Here is a 17,402-nt window from a genome sequence, read left to right on the forward strand (position 1 = left end):
CTCCGAGTGCTGAGTCGAATCAAGTAGACCAGACGTATCGCCTGCGTTAAAGGCATTCGAGAGAGAAGGGCAAACGCCTTTCTAATCAGAGTGGAACCGCGCAATCATGCGTCTCTGTCATTTTTATGGCAGAGGCGCTTTTTATTTTGCACAAGAAAGGAGAGAGTGAGTTTGTGGAAATTTTTAAAAGAAGACGTTGACGTTGTGTTTGAGCAGGATCCGGCTGCCCGAAGCTATCTGGAAGTCATCTTGACCTATTCGGGGCTGCATGCCATTTGGGCACACCGCTTAGCGCATTTTTTCTTCAAGAAGAAATTATTTTTCATTGCCCGTGTCATTTCGCAGATCAGCCGCTTTTTCACGGGCATCGAAATCCATCCGGGAGCGGTGATCGGCCGCCGGTTTTTCATTGACCACGGCATGGGGGTAGTCATCGGTGAAACGTGTATCATCGGTGATAATGTCACCTTGTACCAAGGTGTGACGCTTGGAGGAACAGGAAAAGAACGCGGCAAACGCCATCCGACGCTTGAAGATAATGTGTTGGTCGCTACAGGCGCGAAGGTCCTCGGCTCGATCGTCATCGGGGAAAATTCAAAAGTCGGCGCAGGTTCCGTCGTGCTGAAAAGCGTTCCGGCCAATGCGACGGTTGTAGGTATTCCCGGGAAAGTGGTGATCCAGGACGGCGTGAAAGTGAAGCCGGATCTGAATCATCAAGATATGCCGGATCCGATGATGGATAAATGCGAAAGCATGGAAATGAAAATAGCTGAACTGAAGCGGGAAATTGAACGATTAAAAAACGCATAAAAGAAAGAAGGGCAACCGAATGGCAATTCAAATTTTTAATTCGCTATCGCGTCAAAAAGAAGCATTTATTCCTTTAGAAGAGGGAAAAGTAAAAATGTATGTGTGCGGTCCAACGGTCTATAATTACATTCATATCGGCAACGCGCGCCCGGTTATCGTCTATGACACGGTTCGCCGTTACCTGACTTACCGCGGCTATGACGTTACGTATGTGTCCAACTTTACGGATGTCGATGACAAATTGATCAAGGCTGCCAATGAATTAGGCGTGGAAGTGCCGGAAATCGCGGAACGCTTTATCCAAGCTTATTTTGAAGATACGAAAGCACTGGGCTGCGATGAAGCGGATGTGCATCCGCGCGTCATGGACCATATGCCGCAAATCATTGATTTTATCGAAGCGCTTGTTGAAAAAGGCTATGCGTACGAATCACAAGGGGACATCTACTACCGGACGCGTAAATTCGAAGGCTACGGAAAATTATCGCATCAATCGGTCGATGAGTTAAAGGTGGGCGCACGGATTGAAACCGGCGACAAGAAAGAAGATGCTTTGGATTTCGCTTTATGGAAAGCGGCGAAGCCAGGCGAAATCTCTTGGGAGAGTCCTTGGGGCAAGGGGCGTCCAGGCTGGCATATTGAGTGCTCAGTCATGGCGCGCGAGCATCTGGGCGATACCATCGACATTCATGCAGGCGGACAGGATTTGACATTCCCCCATCATGAAAACGAAATTGCCCAGTCTGAAGCTTATACCGGCAAGACGTTTGCCCGTTACTGGATGCACAACGGCTATATCAATATCGACAACGAAAAAATGTCGAAATCGCTGAATAACTTTGTTTTAGTCAATGATATTTTAAAAGAATTGGACGCGCAGGTACTTCGCATGTTCATGCTGTCTGTGCATTACCGCCATCCGATCAATTACTCCCAGCAGCTGGTCGAAGATGCCATTGCTGGACTTGAGCGCCTGCGGACGGCTTATGGAAACTTGAAGCACCGTTTGGAAACTTCGGCAGGCCTTGGCGACCATTCCGATATTTGGCTGGCTAAAATGAATGCCATTAAAGAAGAGTTTGTTGAAACGATGGATGATGATTTCAATACAGCCAATGCGATTTCGAAACTCTTTGATTTATCGCGGTTGTCCAATACGTATTTATTGGAAAAACAGACTTCGACGGAAGTGCTTGAAGCCTTCTTGAGTTTATTCGACGAATTGGCAGGCGTTTTAGGATTGCCGTTCAAACAGGAAGAAGAATTATTGGATGCTGAAGTTGAAGCGCTGCTTGCAGAGCGCATTGAAGCACGCAAGAACCGCGACTTTGCACGAGCTGACGAAATCCGTGACTTGTTCAAAGAGAAAAACATCATTTTAGAAGATACGGCGCAAGGCACGCGTTGGAAAAGGGGGTAAGGGCGTGAATGTTTTACGAAATCAGGACGTCGATCAGATGAACGCACTGGCGCTCGCTTATATGGGCGATGCTGTATACGAGCAGGCTGTGCGTGAACATCTGCTGCGCTCTGGACGCGTCAAACCCAATATTCTGCACCGCCAAGCCACCACCTTCGTTTCGGCAAAAGCGCAAGCGGTTGTGCTAAAGAAAATGACAGAAGAAACGTTTTTAACCGAGGCAGAATTGGCTGTAATGAGAAGAGGACGCAATGCGAAATCAGGGTCGGTGCCGAAAAACACCGATGTCCAAACTTATAATTTCAGCACCGCTTTCGAAGCGGTCCTTGGATGGCAGTATTTAAAAGGCGAGCAAGGGCGGGTCGATGAAATCATCGCCTATGCAATTGACACAATAGAAGAGCTGAGAGGAGCGGTCAAATGACTGAGGAACTAACACCGGAAATTATCGGCGGCAAAAACCCCGTACTGGAAGCTTTGCGCGCTGACCGGGATGTCAATAAAATCTGGATTGCTGAAGGCGTCCAGAAAAAAGGGATTACGGAATTGCTGCAGTTGGCAAAAGAAAAAGGGGTCCTGGTTCAGTTTGTGCCGAAAAAGAAAGTGGATGGATTGACGGATTCCAACCATCAGGGAATCGCGGCAGCCGTGGCTGCTTATAATTACGCCGAACTGGATGATTTATTCGAAGCAGCGGCAGCGCGTTCAGAAGATCCTTTCTTTTTGATTTTAGATGAATTGGAAGATCCGCATAACTTAGGGTCAATCATGCGGACTGCGGATGCAATCGGCGTACATGGCATCGTAATTCCAAAACGCCGGGCAGTCGGTTTGACGGCCGTTGTTGCCAAGTCATCAACGGGTGCCATTGAGCACGTGCCGGTCGTGCGCGTCAATAATCTATCCCAAACGGTAGATGAATTGAAAAAACGCGGCGTGTGGATTGCCGGGACGGATGCAAAAGAGTCTACGGATTACCGCAACATGGATGCAGGCTTACCGCTTGCCGTGATCATCGGAAGCGAAGGGAAAGGTATGAGCCGAATCTTGCGCGATAAATGTGATTTCCTTTACCAATTGCCGATGGTCGGGCATGTGACTTCGCTTAATGCATCAGTGGCTGCGAGTTTATTGATGTACGAAGTTTATCGAAAGCGCCATCCACTCGGGTGATTCCATGGATATTCTGCTGGTTGATGGCTATAACATCATTGGAGACTGGGTGGAACTTAGAGAATTAAAAAAAGACAAGCTTGTAGATGCCAGGGACCGTTTGATCGAACGCATGGCTGAGTATAAAAGTTACAAAGGCTGGCGAGTCATCATCATTTTTGATGCGCATCTGGTCCCAGGAATCGAAGCAAAGAATATGCACCATGAAGTTGAAGTTATCTTTACGCGGAAAGTGAAACGGCGGATGAACGGATTGAAAAGTTGGCTACTAGTCTAAGCAACCGCAGAGACCAAATTTATGTAGCCACTTCCGATCAAACCGAACAACGGGTTATTTTTGGCAAAGGGGCTCTTCGTATTTCAGCCAGGGAACTGGAAATTGAGATGGAAGAAATTCAACGGAATATTTCGAAAAAAGTGAAAGAAATCCAAGAGCAGCGTGCATTCTCTAAAATTCATCTATCCGAAGAAGTGGCAGAAATTTTCGAAAAATGGCGACGTGGACTGAAATGACTGGTTGACGCTCAATTTTTTCTTCATGTATACTGAAGTTATCGAGGTTCACGCAACCGGAGGGATAGCCGTGGTAAATCATGAGCAAGTTCAAACGCACCGATTCACAGAAATGACAGATGAAGAACTTGTCAGTTTGGTCCACAGCGGAAATACCGAAGCCTTGGATTTTTTAATTACGAAGTTTCGGCATTTTGTTCGCATGAAAGCCCGTTCCTATTTCTTAATAGGGGCTGATAAGGAAGACATCATCCAAGAAGGGATGATTGGCTTATACAAAGCGATCCGCGATTTCCGAAGTGATAAATTGTCTTCTTTCCGGGCCTTTGCCGAATTGTGCATCATCCGCCAAATCATCACGGCGATCAAAACGGCGACAAGGCAAAAGCATATTCCGCTGAATTCCTATGTTTCCTTGGATAAGCCGATCTATGATGAAGAGTCGGATCGGACGTTGATGGATGTTTTGACTGGGACTGGTGTAGATGATCCTGAAGAGTTGATGATCAATAACGAAGAGTTTTTGTATATGGAAGAAAAAATGGGTGAAGTGCTGAGTGACTTGGAACGTGAAGTTCTGGCTTTGTACTTGGACGGCCAATCGTATCAGGAAATTTCCGATAAATTGGAACGGCATGTCAAATCGATTGATAATGCGCTGCAGCGAGTTAAACGAAAACTGGAGCGGCATCTTCAATTTGACGAGACCCAGATGTCCTAAGGCCTAGTTGACAGCTCCGTTTTAAGGTGATAACCTTGAAAAAGCTGCAAACTCGAATAGGGTGAGAAAAATGGCTAAAAAAATGGTTTTAAGCTGCTCGAAATGTGCTTCCCGTAATTATACGGTACCTTCGAAAGAAGGGCGCAGTACACGTTTGGAACTCAAAAAATTCTGTGCTCACTGCAATGGGCATACCGTGCATCAACAAACCTTATGAATTTTAATTGAATGCCGGACGATATAGAGTAATTTTGAAAGTCGGAGGTTTTTAAAACAATGGGCAACATTGGTGGTTTCTTTAAAAATGTCGTTTCGGAAATGAGAAAAGTAAGCTGGCCAAAACGCAAAGAACTGACACGCTACACAGTAGTTGTTCTTTCAACTGTAATCTTTATGGCTCTTTTCTTCGCATTAGTCGATACTGGCATCTCGGAATTATTCCGTTGGTTCTTGGCACTTTGATTTTAGGTATTCAACAAGAATAACGCATAAAAAATAGCCCGTCATTCTTAGAGAACGGGTTTTTTCATTTGGCAAAAAAGGAGGGATGGACGTCTAGTCCGCACGATTATGGAGAAAAATTGGTATGTAGTCCATACGTATTCAGGTTATGAAAACAAAGTAAAAGCAAACTTGGAAAAACGCGTAGAAACAATGGGCATGCAAGATAAAATCTTCCGCGTCATCATTCCCGAAGAACAGGAAACGGATTTCAAAGACGGAAAGAAACGTACAGTTATGCGCAAAACTTTCCCGGGATACGTTTTAGTGGAATTGATCATGACAGATGAGTCTTGGTATGTTGTACGAAATACACCAGGTGTAACCGGATTTATCGGTTCATCAGGCGGAGGCGCGAAACCGACGCCTTTATTGGATGAGGAAGTTGAGTTCATCTTGAAACAGATGGGCATGACGGCGCGCAAAGTGGATATCAACTTTGCTGTTGCTGACGTGGTCGAAGTCATGGAAGGGCCATTCGCGAACTTCCAAGGCAAAGTGGAAGAAATCGATGAAACAAAAGGCAAGGTAAAAGTTTCAATCGATATCTTCGGCCGGGAGACAAAAATGGAACTTGATTTCGAGCAGGTTCAAAAAATATAAAAGCCGCTTGCTATTATGGTGAAGAAGTGGTATTATTTCATAGGTCAGACTGTCATAGGACAATTTGTACAATTTAGCTAATTCTATCAACAAAGTTGACAGACAGATATTGAGTGGGAGGGGAAACCCTATTACCACATCACGGACTTAAGGAGGTGTGTTTCGTGGCTAAAAAAGTGATTAAAGTTGTAAAATTGCAGATCCCTGCAGCAAAAGCTAATCCAGCGCCGCCGGTTGGTCCAGCATTGGGTCAAGCAGGTGTTAACATCATGGGCTTCTGTAAAGAGTTCAACGCACGTACTGCTGAACAAGCAGGACTGATCATTCCGGTTGAGATTTCGGTATTTGAAGACCGTTCATTTACATTCATTACGAAAACTCCGCCCGCTGCTGTTCTATTGAAAAAAGCAGCTGGTATTGAATCAGGTTCAGGCGAACCGAACCGCAATAAAGTAGCGACTGTGAAACGCGACCAAGTTCGCGAAATCGCAGAAACTAAAATGCCAGATCTAAATGCTGCTTCAGTTGAAGCTGCAATGTTGATGGTTGAAGGTACTGCTCGCAGCATGGGCATTACAATCGAAGACTAATACAGTAGTTGTTTTTGGATGGGTTGCGCGCGTTCGCCAGAACCGCGCAGCCTTTAATCGTGGGAGGTTTAAAACCGCTCGACCACAACAAGGAGGACATTTAAAATGGCTAAAACAGGCAAAAAGCTGCAAGAAGCAGCAAAATTAATCGATCGTTCAAAATTGTACGATGTAAAAGAAGCAATCGAACTTGCGAAAAAAGCTAGCACAGTTAACTTTGACGCAACAGTAGAAGTAGCTTTCCGTCTTGGAATTGATACGCGCAAGAACGACCAGCAAATCCGCGGAGCAGTAGTGCTTCCAAACGGAACTGGTAAAACTCAAAGCGTATTGGTTTTCGCTAAAGGCGAAAAACTTAAAGAAGCTGAAGCAGCTGGCGCAGATTTCGTCGGCGATGCTGAATATATCCAAAAAATCCAACAAGGATGGTTTGACTTCGATGTAATCGTTGCAACTCCTGACATGATGGGTGAAGTTGGTAAACTTGGACGCGTATTAGGACCAAAAGGCTTAATGCCAAACCCTAAAACAGGCACAGTTACATTCGATGTAACAAAAGCTGTTCAAGAAATCAAAGCTGGTAAAGTGGAATACCGTGCAGACAAATCAGGTATCATCCACGCGCCAATCGGAAAAGTTTCTTTTGATGACAGCCAACTTGCTGAAAACTTAGAAGCGATCCACGAAGTAGTTCTTAAAGCGAAGCCATCTTCTGCTAAAGGAACTTACATCAAATCACTTAACGTTACTACTACAATGGGACCTGCTGTAAAAGTGGATACAAACAGCGTAGCTAAGTAATTTAAGTGTTGACAATCTATTTCACGCTTGCTACAATGGCTTAGTTGTGAAATGCATATTTGTACCGCAGACAGCAGGGGCGCTAGCCGCTTAATTTATCCCTGCCGAGGACATGATGAATTCAGTAAACATCTTTTTGATGCTGAACTTATGCCTCTGTGTCTGTAAAGACCAGAGGCTTTTCTTATGGACGAACGGTACGAATGAAAAATCTATAGGAGGTGCCAAAATGAGAAAAGCAGTTGAAACGAAAAAAGTTGTTGTGCAAACGATCGCTGACAAATTCGAAGCTGCAGCTTCGGTTGTAGTTGTGGATTACCGCGGCTTGAACGTTGCTCAATTAACAGAACTTCGTAAACAGCTTCGTGAAGAAGGCATTGAGTTTAAAGTTTACAAAAACTCAATGACTCGCCGTGCTACTGAAATGCATGGACTTGAAGCAATCAACGAACACTTTACAGGACCAAATGCGATTGCATTTTCTAACGAAGATGTAGTAGCACCAGCGAGAATCATCAACGATTTCGCTAAAAAGAACGAAGCGCTTGAAATTAAAGCGGGTATCATCGAAGGCACTGTATCATCTGCTGACGATATTAAAGCATTGGCAGAACTTCCATCACGCGAAGGTCTACTTTCTATGCTACTCAGCGTACTACAAGCTCCAGTCCGCAACTTCGCTGCTATTACAAAAGCAGTTGCAGACAGCAAAGAAGAACAAGGCGCTTAATAAGTTAGCCGGATAAGCACGACAAAAAATCAACTTTCCATAGGAGGAAACTATAATGACACAAGAACAAATCTTAGACGCAATCAAAGAAATGACAGTTCTTCAACTTAACGACCTAGTAAAAGCAATCGAAGACGAGTTCGGCGTAACTGCTGCTGCTCCTGTTGCTGCAGCTGCTGCTGGCGGTGCTGCTGCTGAAGAACAAACTGAATTTGATGTGATCCTAGCTTCTGCTGGAGATCAAAAAATCAAAGTTATCAAAGCAGTACGCGAAGTTACTGGCCTAGGCTTGAAAGAAGCTAAAGCACTAGTTGACGAAGCTCCTAAAGCACTTAAAGAAGGCGTTTCTAAAGAAGAAGCTGAAGAAATCAAAGCTAAAGTTGAAGAAGTTGGCGCTTCTGTAGAAGTTAAATAATTTCAACAACTTATGAATAAGAAAGAAAGCTCGTCAGTTTATACCGACGGGCTTTTTCTTCTTTTTATATTCAAATCAGCTGAAGGTTTCACGGGTAAGTTGATTATGGTAAGGAGGGCTATCGATGTCCCAGCATTATTATTCTAAAAATCCTCAAACAAAAAGCAATCCTCAAGAATGGACAAATACATTGCGAGGCGAGAAATTCCGTTTTCAGACAGATTCAGGCGTATTCAGCAAAGGCGATATTGATTTCGGTTCCCGTTTATTGGTTGAAACGTATGAAGATTCATCAATTGATGGCCCAGTGTTAGATGTGGGTTGTGGGTATGGACCGATCGGAATGGCGATCGCCAAAGCGTTTCCTCAAAAAGAAGTCCACATGGTTGACGTAAACACACGTGCAATTGAATTAGCGAAGAAAAATGCGGAAAAAAACAGCATTGAGAACGTGAAGATCTATGAAAGTGATGGGTTGTCTGCTGTAGCAGAAAACGACTTCTCAGCGATTTTGACCAATCCGCCGATCCGTGCAGGCAAAGAAACGATTTTCCGTTTTTATGAAGAAGCTTACGACAAGCTGAAGCAGGGTGGATCGTTGTGGGTTGTGATACAGAAAAAGCAAGGGGCGCCTTCGACTCAAGCGAAATTAACGGAGCTTTTCGGAGATTGCCAAGTAATTGACAAGAAAAAAGGGTATTTTATTTTCGAGGCAAGAAAAGTTTGACTTGACAAAACCGCTATGGTATTATAACTAAATGCAAAATTTATTATTTTGAGGTCGTTTGCCCTTTTTAGGGCATGGCATAGCGACAGATTTGATCACGGTAAACCGAGAATGAGCTAATTTTTAGCCTCGTTTTCTTTTTGTCTTTTCGATATCATACACTATTTAGTGGGAATCGCAAAGACCTATAATCGTTTTATTGAGGGGTGAATAAGTTGGTAGGTCAACTAGTTCAGTACGGGCAACATCGTCAACGTAGAAGTTTTTCGAGAATTAAAGAAGTGCTTGAACTTCCTAACCTGATTGAAATCCAATCAGCGTCTTATGAGTGGTTCCTCGAAGAAGGACTGCGCGAAATGTTCCGAGATATCTCGCCGATCGAAGATTTCACAGGAAATCTATCGCTTGAGTTTGTTGATTACAGTCTCGCGGAACCAAAGTATCCAGTCTCTGAATCGAAAGAGCGCGACGTCACTTATGCGGCTCCTTTGCGCGTGAAAGTTCGCTTGCACAACAAAGAGACAGATGAAGTGAAAGAACAGGATGTCTTTATGGGTGATTTCCCATTAATGACTGAAACAGGAACTTTTGTCATCAATGGAGCAGAACGCGTTATTGTTTCTCAATTAGTGCGTTCACCAAGCGTTTATTTCCACGACAAAACCGACAAAAACGGTAAAAAAGGCTTTGGAGCTACGGTTATTCCGAACCGTGGAGCTTGGCTGGAATATGAAACAGATGCAAAAGACGTCGTTTACGTAAGAATCGACCGCACACGTAAATTGCCAGTAACAGTTCTTTTAAGAGCGCTTGGCTTCGGATCCGACCAAGAAATCATTGATTTGCTTGGGGATAACGAATTCCTTCAAAATACGCTTGAAAAAGACAACACGGAAAGCACGGAAAAAGCGCTTCTTGAAATCTACGAACGTTTACGTCCGGGCGAGCCACCGACAGTTGAAAGTGCAAAAAGCTTACTTTATTCGCGTTTCTTCGACCCAAAACGCTATGACTTAGCGAATGTGGGCCGCTATAAAATGAACAAAAAGCTTCACATCAAAAACCGCCTCTTCAACCAAACCATCGCTGAAACTTTGGTGGATCCTGAAACAGGCGAAATTTTAGTGGAAGCTGGTACAGTCATTGACCGCCGAGTATTGGATCGTCTAATTCCTTATTTGGAAAGTGGCGTCAATTTCCATACGGTAAGTCAAACAGGCGGAGTTCTTGAAGGCGATGTTACATTGCAATCAGTTAAGATCTATGCGCCGAATGACGAAAACCAAAAAGAGATCAATGTCATCAGCAATGCTTATATTGAAGACAAGATCAAACATGTAACACCAGCTGATATTATTTCATCCATCAGTTACTTCTTTAACCTTCTTTACGGAGTTGGAAACACAGATGATATCGATCACTTGGGTAACCGCCGTTTGCGTTCAGTAGGAGAGCTTCTGCAAAACCAGTTCCGCATCGGTTTATCCCGTATGGAACGTGTTGTGCGTGAGCGTATGTCTATCAATGATACGCAGGCAATCGTGCCTCAGCAATTGATCAATATCCGTCCGGTTATTGCGTCAATTAAAGAGTTCTTCGGAAGTTCACAGCTTTCCCAGTTCATGGATCAAACAAACCCATTGGGTGAGTTGACGCACAAACGCCGTCTATCAGCGCTTGGGCCTGGTGGTTTGACACGTGAGCGCGCTGGATTTGAAGTGCGTGACGTTCACTATTCGCATTACGGCCGCATGTGTCCGATTGAAACGCCTGAGGGCCCGAACATTGGATTGATCAATACACTTTCAACATTCGCGAAAGTGAACAAATTCGGTTTCATCGAAACGCCTTACCGCCGGGTTGACCCGGAAACTGGAGTGGTTACTCCTCACATCGACTACTTGACTGCAGACGAAGAAGATAACTATGTAGTGGCTCAGGCCAACTCCGAGTTATCTGAAGACGGCTCTTTCGTAGAAGAGGAAGTAGTAGCACGTTTCCGCGGGGAAAACACATTGATCAAACGCGACCGCATTGATTATATGGACGTTTCTCCAAAACAGGTAGTATCTGTAGCGACAGCTTGTATTCCGTTCCTTGAAAATGATGACTCCAACCGTGCATTGATGGGAGCAAACATGCAACGCCAAGCAGTTCCATTGTTAAACCCTGAAGCGCCGTTCGTCGGTACAGGAATGGAGCATTTGGCAGCGCGTGATTCTGGGGCAGCTGTAATTGCAAAATACGAAGGTATCGTAGAATCCGTAGAAGCAAGAGAAATCAAAGTTCGCCGCATCGAAGAAATCGATGGCAAAGAAGTAAAAGGTGACCTGACTACTTATAAATTGCAAAAATTCGTCCGTTCAAACCAAGGTACCAGCTATAACCAACGTCCGATTGTAAAAGTCGGCGACCGCGTGTCAAAACGCGATATCTTAGCAGATGGCCCTTCGATGGAACGCGGAGAAATGGCTCTTGGCCGCAACGTTCTTGTCGCATTCATGACTTGGGACGGCTTCAACTATGAAGATGCGATCATTATGAGCGAACGTCTTGTAAAAGATGATGTATATACTTCTGTCCATATCGAAGAATACGAATCAGATTCGCGTGATACAAAGCTCGGACCTGAAGAAATCACACGCGACATTCCAAACGTTGGTGAAGATGCACTTCGTAATCTTGATGACCGCGGAATTATCCGTGTGGGAGCAGAAGTGAAAGACGGAGATATCCTAGTCGGGAAAGTAACGCCTAAGGGTGTAACGGAACTGACAGCTGAAGAACGTCTATTGCATGCAATCTTTGGAGAAAAAGCACGTGAAGTCCGCGATACTTCATTACGAGTGCCTCACGGCGCCGGCGGTATTGTTCTTGACGTGAAGATCTTCAATCGTGAAGACGGCGATGAGTTGCCACCAGGTGTAAACCAATTAGTGCGCGCTTATATCGTCCAAAAACGTAAAATCCAAGTCGGGGATAAGATGGCTGGACGTCACGGAAACAAAGGTGTAATTTCACGCATTCTTCCAGAAGAAGATATGCCGTTTATGCCAGATGGAACTCCGGTTGATATCATGCTTAACCCGCTAGGTGTACCATCCCGTATGAATATCGGACAAGTACTTGAGCTACACTTAGGTATGGCTTCTCGTTCACTTGGTATTCACATGGCATCTTCAGTATTTGACGGTGCAAATGAAGCGGATGTATGGGAAACGATGGAAGAAGCAGGGATGTCACGTGACGGAAAAACCATCCTTTATGATGGCCGTTCAGGTGAAGCATTCGATAACCGTGTATCGGTAGGGATCATGTACATGATCAAACTTGCCCACATGGTTGACGATAAATTGCACGCCCGCTCTACTGGACCTTACTCATTGGTTACGCAACAGCCACTTGGCGGTAAAGCTCAATTCGGTGGACAGCGTTTCGGTGAGATGGAAGTATGGGCACTTGAAGCATACGGTGCCGCTCATACACTCCAAGAAATCTTAACGGTCAAATCGGATGATGTTGTTGGCCGAGTGAAAACTTATGAAGCGATTGTCAAAGGCGAAAGTGTTCCTGAACCAAGCGTTCCAGAATCATTTAAAGTTTTGATCAAAGAGCTTCAAAGTTTAGGTATGGATGTAAAAATGCTAACGATCGATGACGAAGAAATTGAATTGCGCGATTTGGACGAAGAAGAAGATCTTCAACCTGCGGATTCATTGAATATCTTGCCAATTGCAGATAAAGAAGAAACAGTTGGAACAGTTGATTGATAAAATTTTGGAAGCAGACGGTCCAAGCCTACCGTCTGTCTTCTAATCACTTGGTCGTAAACGAGGAAGAGCCACATAGAAACTCGAGACAAAAGGGAGGTAGGCTCCTTGATAGATGTTAACAATTTTGAGTATATGAAAATCGGATTAGCTTCACCCGATAAAATCCGCTCATGGTCTTATGGAGAAGTCAAAAAGCCAGAAACAATTAACTACCGTACATTAAAACCAGAAAAAGACGGTTTGTTCTGTGAACGTATTTTCGGTCCTACAAAAGACTGGGAATGCCACTGCGGAAAATACAAACGTGTCCGTTATAAAGGCGTAGTCTGCGATCGCTGTGGCGTTGAAGTCACTCGTTCGAAAGTTCGCCGTGAGCGCATGGGGCATATTGAACTTGCAGCTCCTGTATCACATATTTGGTATTTCAAAGGGATTCCGAGCCGCATGGGCCTTATCTTGGATATGTCTCCGCGCTCACTAGAAGAAGTTATTTACTTTGCTTCTTACGTAGTAATCGATCCTGCAGATACACCGCTTGAGAAGAAACAGCTTCTTTCAGAAAAAGAATACCGTGCATACCGCGACAAGTTTGGCAAGAAATTCCAAGCTGCTATGGGTGCAGAAGCGATCAAACGCCTTCTTCAAGAAATCGATCTTGAACGCGAAACAGATTCGTTGAAAGAAGAGTTGAAAACTGCTCAAGGCCAACGCCGTACGCGTGCGATTAAACGCCTTGAGGTTGTAGAATCTTTCCGTAACTCTGGGAACAACCCTGACTGGATGATTCTAGATGTTCTTCCGGTTATTCCACCTGAGCTTCGCCCAATGGTTCAATTAGATGGCGGACGTTTTGCAACTTCCGACTTAAACGATTTGTATCGCCGGGTAATCAACCGGAACAACCGTTTAAAACGTCTATTAGATCTTGGCGCTCCAAGCATCATCGTTCAAAATGAAAAACGCATGCTTCAGGAAGCTGTAGATGCGCTAATCGATAATGGTCGCCGTGGCCGTCCAGTAACTGGACCAGGTAACCGTCCATTAAAATCTCTTTCTCATATGCTAAAAGGGAAACAAGGACGTTTCCGTCAGAACCTTCTTGGTAAACGTGTTGACTATTCAGGCCGTTCCGTTATCGTTGTTGGACCGAACTTGAAAATGTATCAATGTGGATTGCCGAAAGGGATGGCGATTGAGCTGTTCAAGCCTTTCGTAATGAAAGAACTTGTTGAGCGCGGACTTGCCCATAACATTAAGAGTGCGAAACGCAAAATTGAACGTCTGCATTCAGAAGTCTGGGATGTATTAGAAGACGTAATCAAGGAGCATCCGGTTCTATTGAACCGAGCACCAACTCTTCACAGACTTGGTATCCAGGCATTTGAACCGACACTTGTTGAAGGTAAAGCGATCCGTCTGCATCCGCTTGTATGTACAGCATACAATGCCGATTTCGATGGTGACCAAATGGCTGTTCACGTGCCATTGTCATCAGAAGCGCAAGCTGAAGCACGCCTTCTCATGCTTGCTGCTCAAAATATCTTGAACCCTAAAGATGGTAAACCGGTTGTAACGCCGTCTCAGGATATGGTATTAGGAAACTACTACTTAACTCTTGAACGCGAAGGAGCTACTGGTGAAGGTGCTACATTCTCAGGTCCTGAAGAAGTGCTTGTCGCTTATCAAAATGGCCATGTCCACCTTCACACAAGAATTGCAATCCTTGCCGGATCGGTTAAAAACCCGACTTTCACAGAAGAACAAAACAAAATGCTTTTATTGACTTCTGTCGGTAAAGTCATTTTCAATGAAATTCTGCCGGAGTCGTTCCCGTACATCAACGAACCGACTGATTATAATTTGCAGGTAGAGACACCTTCGAAATATTTTGTTCCAACTACTACAGATATCCGCAGTTATTTTGCGGAAGCTGAATTAGTAACTCCATTCAAGAAGAAAATTCTTGGAGAAATCATTGCGGAAGTCTTCAAACGTTTCCACATTACGGAAACTTCTAGAATGCTTGACCGCATGAAGAGTCTTGGGTTCAAATATTCAACACAAGCAGGAATCACTGTTGGTGTTGCCGATATCGTCGTTCTTCCTGATAAAGGGGAAATCCTAGAAGAAGCGCAAGCGAACGTTGATAAAGTAATGAAACAATTCCGCCGTGGATTGATTACTGAAGAAGAACGCTACTCACGTGTTATTTCTTATTGGAGCAGTGCAAAAGATATCATTCAGGAAAAACTGATGGCATCTCTTAACAAACTGAATCCAATTTATATGATGAGTGATTCCGGAGCACGTGGTAACGCGTCCAACTTTACTCAGCTTGCTGGTATGCGCGGACTGATGGCCAACCCGGCTGGACGAATCATTGAACTTCCGATTAAATCTTCGTTCCGTGAAGGTTTAACGGTATTGGAATACTTCATCTCTACTCACGGTGCGCGTAAAGGTCTTGCCGATACAGCACTGAAAACAGCTGACTCAGGTTACTTGACACGCCGTTTGGTCGACGTTGCACAAGATGCAATTGTACGCGAAAACGACTGTGGAACAGATCGTGGCTTGCTGGTTGGAGCATTGATGGAAGGCACAGAAGTGATCGAAGAGCTGGATGAGCGTATCTTAGGCCGCCATGCGAAGAAAACGATCCGCCACCCTGAAACAAAAGAAGTTATTGTAGCGAAAGACGAATTAATCACCCAAGATTTGACTCGTTTGATTATGGAAGCGGGCATAAAAGAAGTGACAATCCGTTCTGCGTTTACATGTAATACGAAGCACGGCGTTTGTAAGAAATGTTACGGTACAAACTTAGCGACTGGAGACGAAGTTGAAGTAGGCGAAGCAGTAGGTATTATTGCCGCTCAATCAATCGGAGAGCCAGGAACTCAGCTTACAATGCGTACATTCCATACAGGCGGGGTTGCAGGAGACGATATTACACAAGGTCTTCCGCGTATCCAGGAAATTTTTGAATCACGAAATCCAAAAGGTCAAGCAGTCATTTCAGAAATCAACGGTACGATTACCGAAGTGGATGAAATCCGCGAAGGCCAAAAAGAAATCACGATTCAAGGCGACGTCGAAACTCGTAAATACCTTGCTCCATATAACGCACGTTTGAAAGTGCAAGAAGGTGATGTAATTCGCCGTGGAGAAGTATTGACAGACGGTTCGATTGATCCTAAGCAATTGTTGCAGGTTAAAGATGTTCAATCTGTCCAAGTGTACCTGTTGAAAGAAGTTCAAAAAGTTTACCGTATGCAAGGGGTAGAAATCGGCGATAAACACGTAGAAGTTATGGTTCGTCAAATGTTCCGTAAAGTCCGCGTAATCGAAGCCGGCGATACTGACTTGTTGCCAGGTTCACTTTTAGACATTCACCAATTTACAGAAGCGAACGAAAAAGCGGTTCTAGAAGGCAACTTGCCAGCTACTAGCCGTCCGGTAATTCTCGGTATTACGAAAGCTTCGCTTGAGACAGAATCCTTCCTGTCAGCAGCATCATTCCAAGAAACGACTCGCGTCCTTACAGATGCAGCGATCAAAGGAAAACGTGATGAATTGTTAGGTCTGAAGGAGAACGTTATCATCGGTAAACTTGTTCCAGCTGGAACAGGAATGCAGCGTTACCGCCAAATTAAGATTGCGCAAAGTGAAAAACAAGCGCAAGAAGAAATTGTCGGAACAGAATCATAAAATTTGGATTCCGGAGAGTTCGTAAAACTCTCCGGGGTTTTTTTAGAAATATTGTTGACACCATTTGAATACAGTGGTAACATGTTGAGGGTTGATGGTTTAACCGTCTGGAACTTTGGAGGATATGCAAATGTCTTATGAAAAAGTAAAGCAGGCAAGCAAAACGATCATCGGTACAAAGCAGACAGTAAAAGCATTGAAAAGCGGCATTGTCCAAGAGGTAATAGTGGCAAAAGACGCGGACGATCGAATGACCGAACAGATAATACAACTAGCTCAAGAAAAAGGTATTCCGATCGGATTTGCAGATTCACGATTAAAGCTTGGAAAAGCATATGGCATTCATGTCGGTGCAGCTGCTGTAGCGATTACTGGATAACAGTTTTTGTGTAGAAAACACAAAGACTTTGTTTTTACCCAAAAAATGAACCACCTGGATATGTGGTATTAGAACACCTTTTGAGAGGAGGAAAAAATCGATGCCTACAATTAACCAATTAGTTAACAAGCCTCGTAAACCAAAAAGCACGAAATCAGACTCACCAGCGTTGAACAAAGGGTATAACAGCTTCAAAAAGTCTCAGACTAACGTGAGCTCACCTCAAAAACGCGGCGTTTGTACTCGTGTTGGTACGATGACACCGAAAAAACCTAACTCCGCATTACGTAAATATGCGCGTGTACGGTTAACAAACCAAATTGAGGTCAATGCATACATTGGCGGCGAAGGCCACAACCTTCAAGAGCACAGTGTTGTACTTCTACGCGGAGGACGCGTAAAAGATTTACCGGGTGTACGTTACCATATCGTTCGTGGAGCACTTGATACTGCTGGAGTAAACGGCCGTATGCAAGGACGTTCTAAATACGGAACTAAACGCCCTAAAGTCAAAAAATAATAACTTGAAATAACG

At 44.3% G+C, this 17,402-nt stretch carries 17 protein-coding genes, 1 pseudogene and 2 other annotated features (1 of these 20 only partly in view); all 18 genes and pseudogenes read left to right on the forward strand.

All coding sequences use genetic code 11. The features are described 5' to 3' along the window. Positions 1–119, forward strand: a binding site (T-box leader) (it extends 98 nt beyond the left edge of the window). Positions 120–171: 52 nt separating this feature from the next. The 18 genes and pseudogenes from cysE (at position 172) to rpsL (ending at position 17,387) form a co-directional block, all read left to right on the forward strand. Next, positions 172–810: a serine O-acetyltransferase gene (gene cysE / locus L0M13_RS00065; RefSeq protein WP_235197793.1), complete on the forward strand. Its 639-nt coding sequence runs from the start codon at positions 172–174 to the stop codon at positions 808–810. 19 nt (positions 811–829) lie between these two features. Next, entirely contained in the window at positions 830–2,230 is a 1,401-nt protein-coding gene (gene cysS / locus L0M13_RS00070; RefSeq protein WP_235197794.1) for a cysteine--tRNA ligase, read from the forward strand. 4 nt (positions 2,231–2,234) lie between these two features. Next, positions 2,235–2,654, forward strand: coding sequence for a Mini-ribonuclease 3 (locus L0M13_RS00075; protein WP_311195595.1), 420 nt, complete (start codon positions 2,235–2,237; stop codon positions 2,652–2,654). Then, positions 2,651–3,403 carry a 23S rRNA (guanosine(2251)-2'-O)-methyltransferase RlmB gene (rlmB, locus tag L0M13_RS00080; RefSeq protein ID WP_235197795.1) on the forward strand — a complete coding sequence of 251 codons (753 nt, stop codon included), beginning with the start codon at positions 2,651–2,653 and terminating at the stop codon, positions 3,401–3,403. Before L0M13_RS00075 ends, rlmB begins: the two co-directional genes overlap by 4 nt. A gap of 4 nt (positions 3,404–3,407) precedes the next feature. Next, positions 3,408–3,916 (forward strand): annotated as a pseudogene (locus tag L0M13_RS00085) (NYN domain-containing protein). 70 nt (positions 3,917–3,986) lie between these two features. Then, entirely contained in the window at positions 3,987–4,637 is a 651-nt protein-coding gene (gene sigH / locus L0M13_RS00090; RefSeq protein ID WP_052654218.1) for an RNA polymerase sporulation sigma factor SigH, read from the forward strand. A gap of 82 nt (positions 4,638–4,719) precedes the next feature. After that, positions 4,720–4,854 (forward strand): 50S ribosomal protein L33, encoded by a 135-nt coding sequence (rpmG, locus tag L0M13_RS00095; RefSeq protein WP_397443529.1) that lies wholly within the window; start codon positions 4,720–4,722, stop codon positions 4,852–4,854. Positions 4,855–4,913: 59 nt separating this feature from the next. After that, a complete protein-coding gene (gene secE / locus L0M13_RS00100) occupies positions 4,914–5,099 on the forward strand; it encodes a preprotein translocase subunit SecE (RefSeq protein ID WP_235197796.1) in 186 nt (61 codons plus the stop codon). Between the two features lie 108 nt (positions 5,100–5,207). Next, the gene (gene nusG / locus L0M13_RS00105; RefSeq protein WP_235197797.1) at positions 5,208–5,741 is read left to right on the forward strand and encodes a transcription termination/antitermination protein NusG; all 534 of its coding nucleotides are present in this window, start codon (positions 5,208–5,210) and stop codon (positions 5,739–5,741) included. Between the two features lie 164 nt (positions 5,742–5,905). Then, the gene (gene rplK / locus L0M13_RS00110; RefSeq protein ID WP_052654209.1) at positions 5,906–6,331 is read left to right on the forward strand and encodes a 50S ribosomal protein L11; all 426 of its coding nucleotides are present in this window, start codon (positions 5,906–5,908) and stop codon (positions 6,329–6,331) included. Positions 6,332–6,436: 105 nt separating this feature from the next. Then, positions 6,437–7,132, forward strand: a complete 696-nt coding sequence (rplA, locus tag L0M13_RS00115) for a 50S ribosomal protein L1 (protein WP_235197798.1) — start codon at positions 6,437–6,439, stop codon at positions 7,130–7,132. A 46-nt stretch (positions 7,133–7,178) separates the two neighbouring features. Then, positions 7,179–7,326 (forward strand) — a sequence feature (ribosomal protein L10 leader region). A gap of 35 nt (positions 7,327–7,361) precedes the next feature. Then, positions 7,362–7,862: a 50S ribosomal protein L10 gene (rplJ, locus tag L0M13_RS00120; RefSeq protein ID WP_235197799.1), complete on the forward strand. Its 501-nt coding sequence runs from the start codon at positions 7,362–7,364 to the stop codon at positions 7,860–7,862. A gap of 55 nt (positions 7,863–7,917) precedes the next feature. After that, positions 7,918–8,277, forward strand: coding sequence for a 50S ribosomal protein L7/L12 (gene rplL / locus L0M13_RS00125; RefSeq protein WP_235197800.1), 360 nt, complete (start codon positions 7,918–7,920; stop codon positions 8,275–8,277). A 124-nt stretch (positions 8,278–8,401) separates the two neighbouring features. Beyond that, on the forward strand, positions 8,402–9,004 hold the full coding sequence (locus L0M13_RS00130; protein WP_235197801.1) for a class I SAM-dependent methyltransferase: 603 nt from the start codon (positions 8,402–8,404) through the stop codon (positions 9,002–9,004). Positions 9,005–9,219: 215 nt separating this feature from the next. Continuing rightward, entirely contained in the window at positions 9,220–12,774 is a 3,555-nt protein-coding gene (rpoB, locus tag L0M13_RS00135; protein WP_235197802.1) for a DNA-directed RNA polymerase subunit beta, read from the forward strand. Between the two features lie 108 nt (positions 12,775–12,882). Next, the gene (rpoC, locus tag L0M13_RS00140; protein ID WP_235197803.1) at positions 12,883–16,488 is read left to right on the forward strand and encodes a DNA-directed RNA polymerase subunit beta'; all 3,606 of its coding nucleotides are present in this window, start codon (positions 12,883–12,885) and stop codon (positions 16,486–16,488) included. 130 nt (positions 16,489–16,618) lie between these two features. Continuing rightward, on the forward strand, positions 16,619–16,867 hold the full coding sequence (locus tag L0M13_RS00145) for a 50S ribosomal protein L7ae-like protein (protein WP_235197804.1): 249 nt from the start codon (positions 16,619–16,621) through the stop codon (positions 16,865–16,867). A gap of 100 nt (positions 16,868–16,967) precedes the next feature. Then, complete coding sequence (rpsL, locus tag L0M13_RS00150) at positions 16,968–17,387, forward strand: 30S ribosomal protein S12 (protein ID WP_052654186.1); 420 nt, start codon at positions 16,968–16,970, stop codon at positions 17,385–17,387. The last annotated feature ends 15 nt before the right edge of the window (positions 17,388–17,402 follow it).

The organism is Planococcus sp. 107-1 (assembly GCF_021513255.1).
Taxonomy (GTDB): Bacteria; Bacillota; Bacilli; order Bacillales_A; family Planococcaceae; genus Planococcus.

What these genes read in the sequence shown, in the direction of transcription:
- cysS (WP_235197794.1), top strand. Translation starts at nt 830, where the DNA reads ATGGCAATTCAAATTTTTAATTCGCTATCGCGTCAAAAAGAAGCATTT.
- rlmB (WP_235197795.1), top strand. Translation starts at nt 2,651, where the DNA reads ATGACTGAGGAACTAACACCGGAAATTATCGGCGGCAAAAACCCCGTA.
- rpmG (WP_397443529.1), top strand. Translation starts at nt 4,720, where the DNA reads ATGGTTTTAAGCTGCTCGAAATGTGCTTCCCGTAATTATACGGTACCT.
- secE (WP_235197796.1), top strand. Translation starts at nt 4,914, where the DNA reads ATGGGCAACATTGGTGGTTTCTTTAAAAATGTCGTTTCGGAAATGAGA.
- nusG (WP_235197797.1), top strand. Translation starts at nt 5,208, where the DNA reads ATGGAGAAAAATTGGTATGTAGTCCATACGTATTCAGGTTATGAAAAC.
- rplA (WP_235197798.1), top strand. Translation starts at nt 6,437, where the DNA reads ATGGCTAAAACAGGCAAAAAGCTGCAAGAAGCAGCAAAATTAATCGAT.
- rplJ (WP_235197799.1), top strand. Translation starts at nt 7,362, where the DNA reads ATGAGAAAAGCAGTTGAAACGAAAAAAGTTGTTGTGCAAACGATCGCT.
- rplL (WP_235197800.1), top strand. Translation starts at nt 7,918, where the DNA reads ATGACACAAGAACAAATCTTAGACGCAATCAAAGAAATGACAGTTCTT.
- L0M13_RS00130 (WP_235197801.1), top strand. Translation starts at nt 8,402, where the DNA reads ATGTCCCAGCATTATTATTCTAAAAATCCTCAAACAAAAAGCAATCCT.
- L0M13_RS00145 (WP_235197804.1), top strand. Translation starts at nt 16,619, where the DNA reads ATGTCTTATGAAAAAGTAAAGCAGGCAAGCAAAACGATCATCGGTACA.
- rpsL (WP_052654186.1), top strand. Translation starts at nt 16,968, where the DNA reads ATGCCTACAATTAACCAATTAGTTAACAAGCCTCGTAAACCAAAAAGC.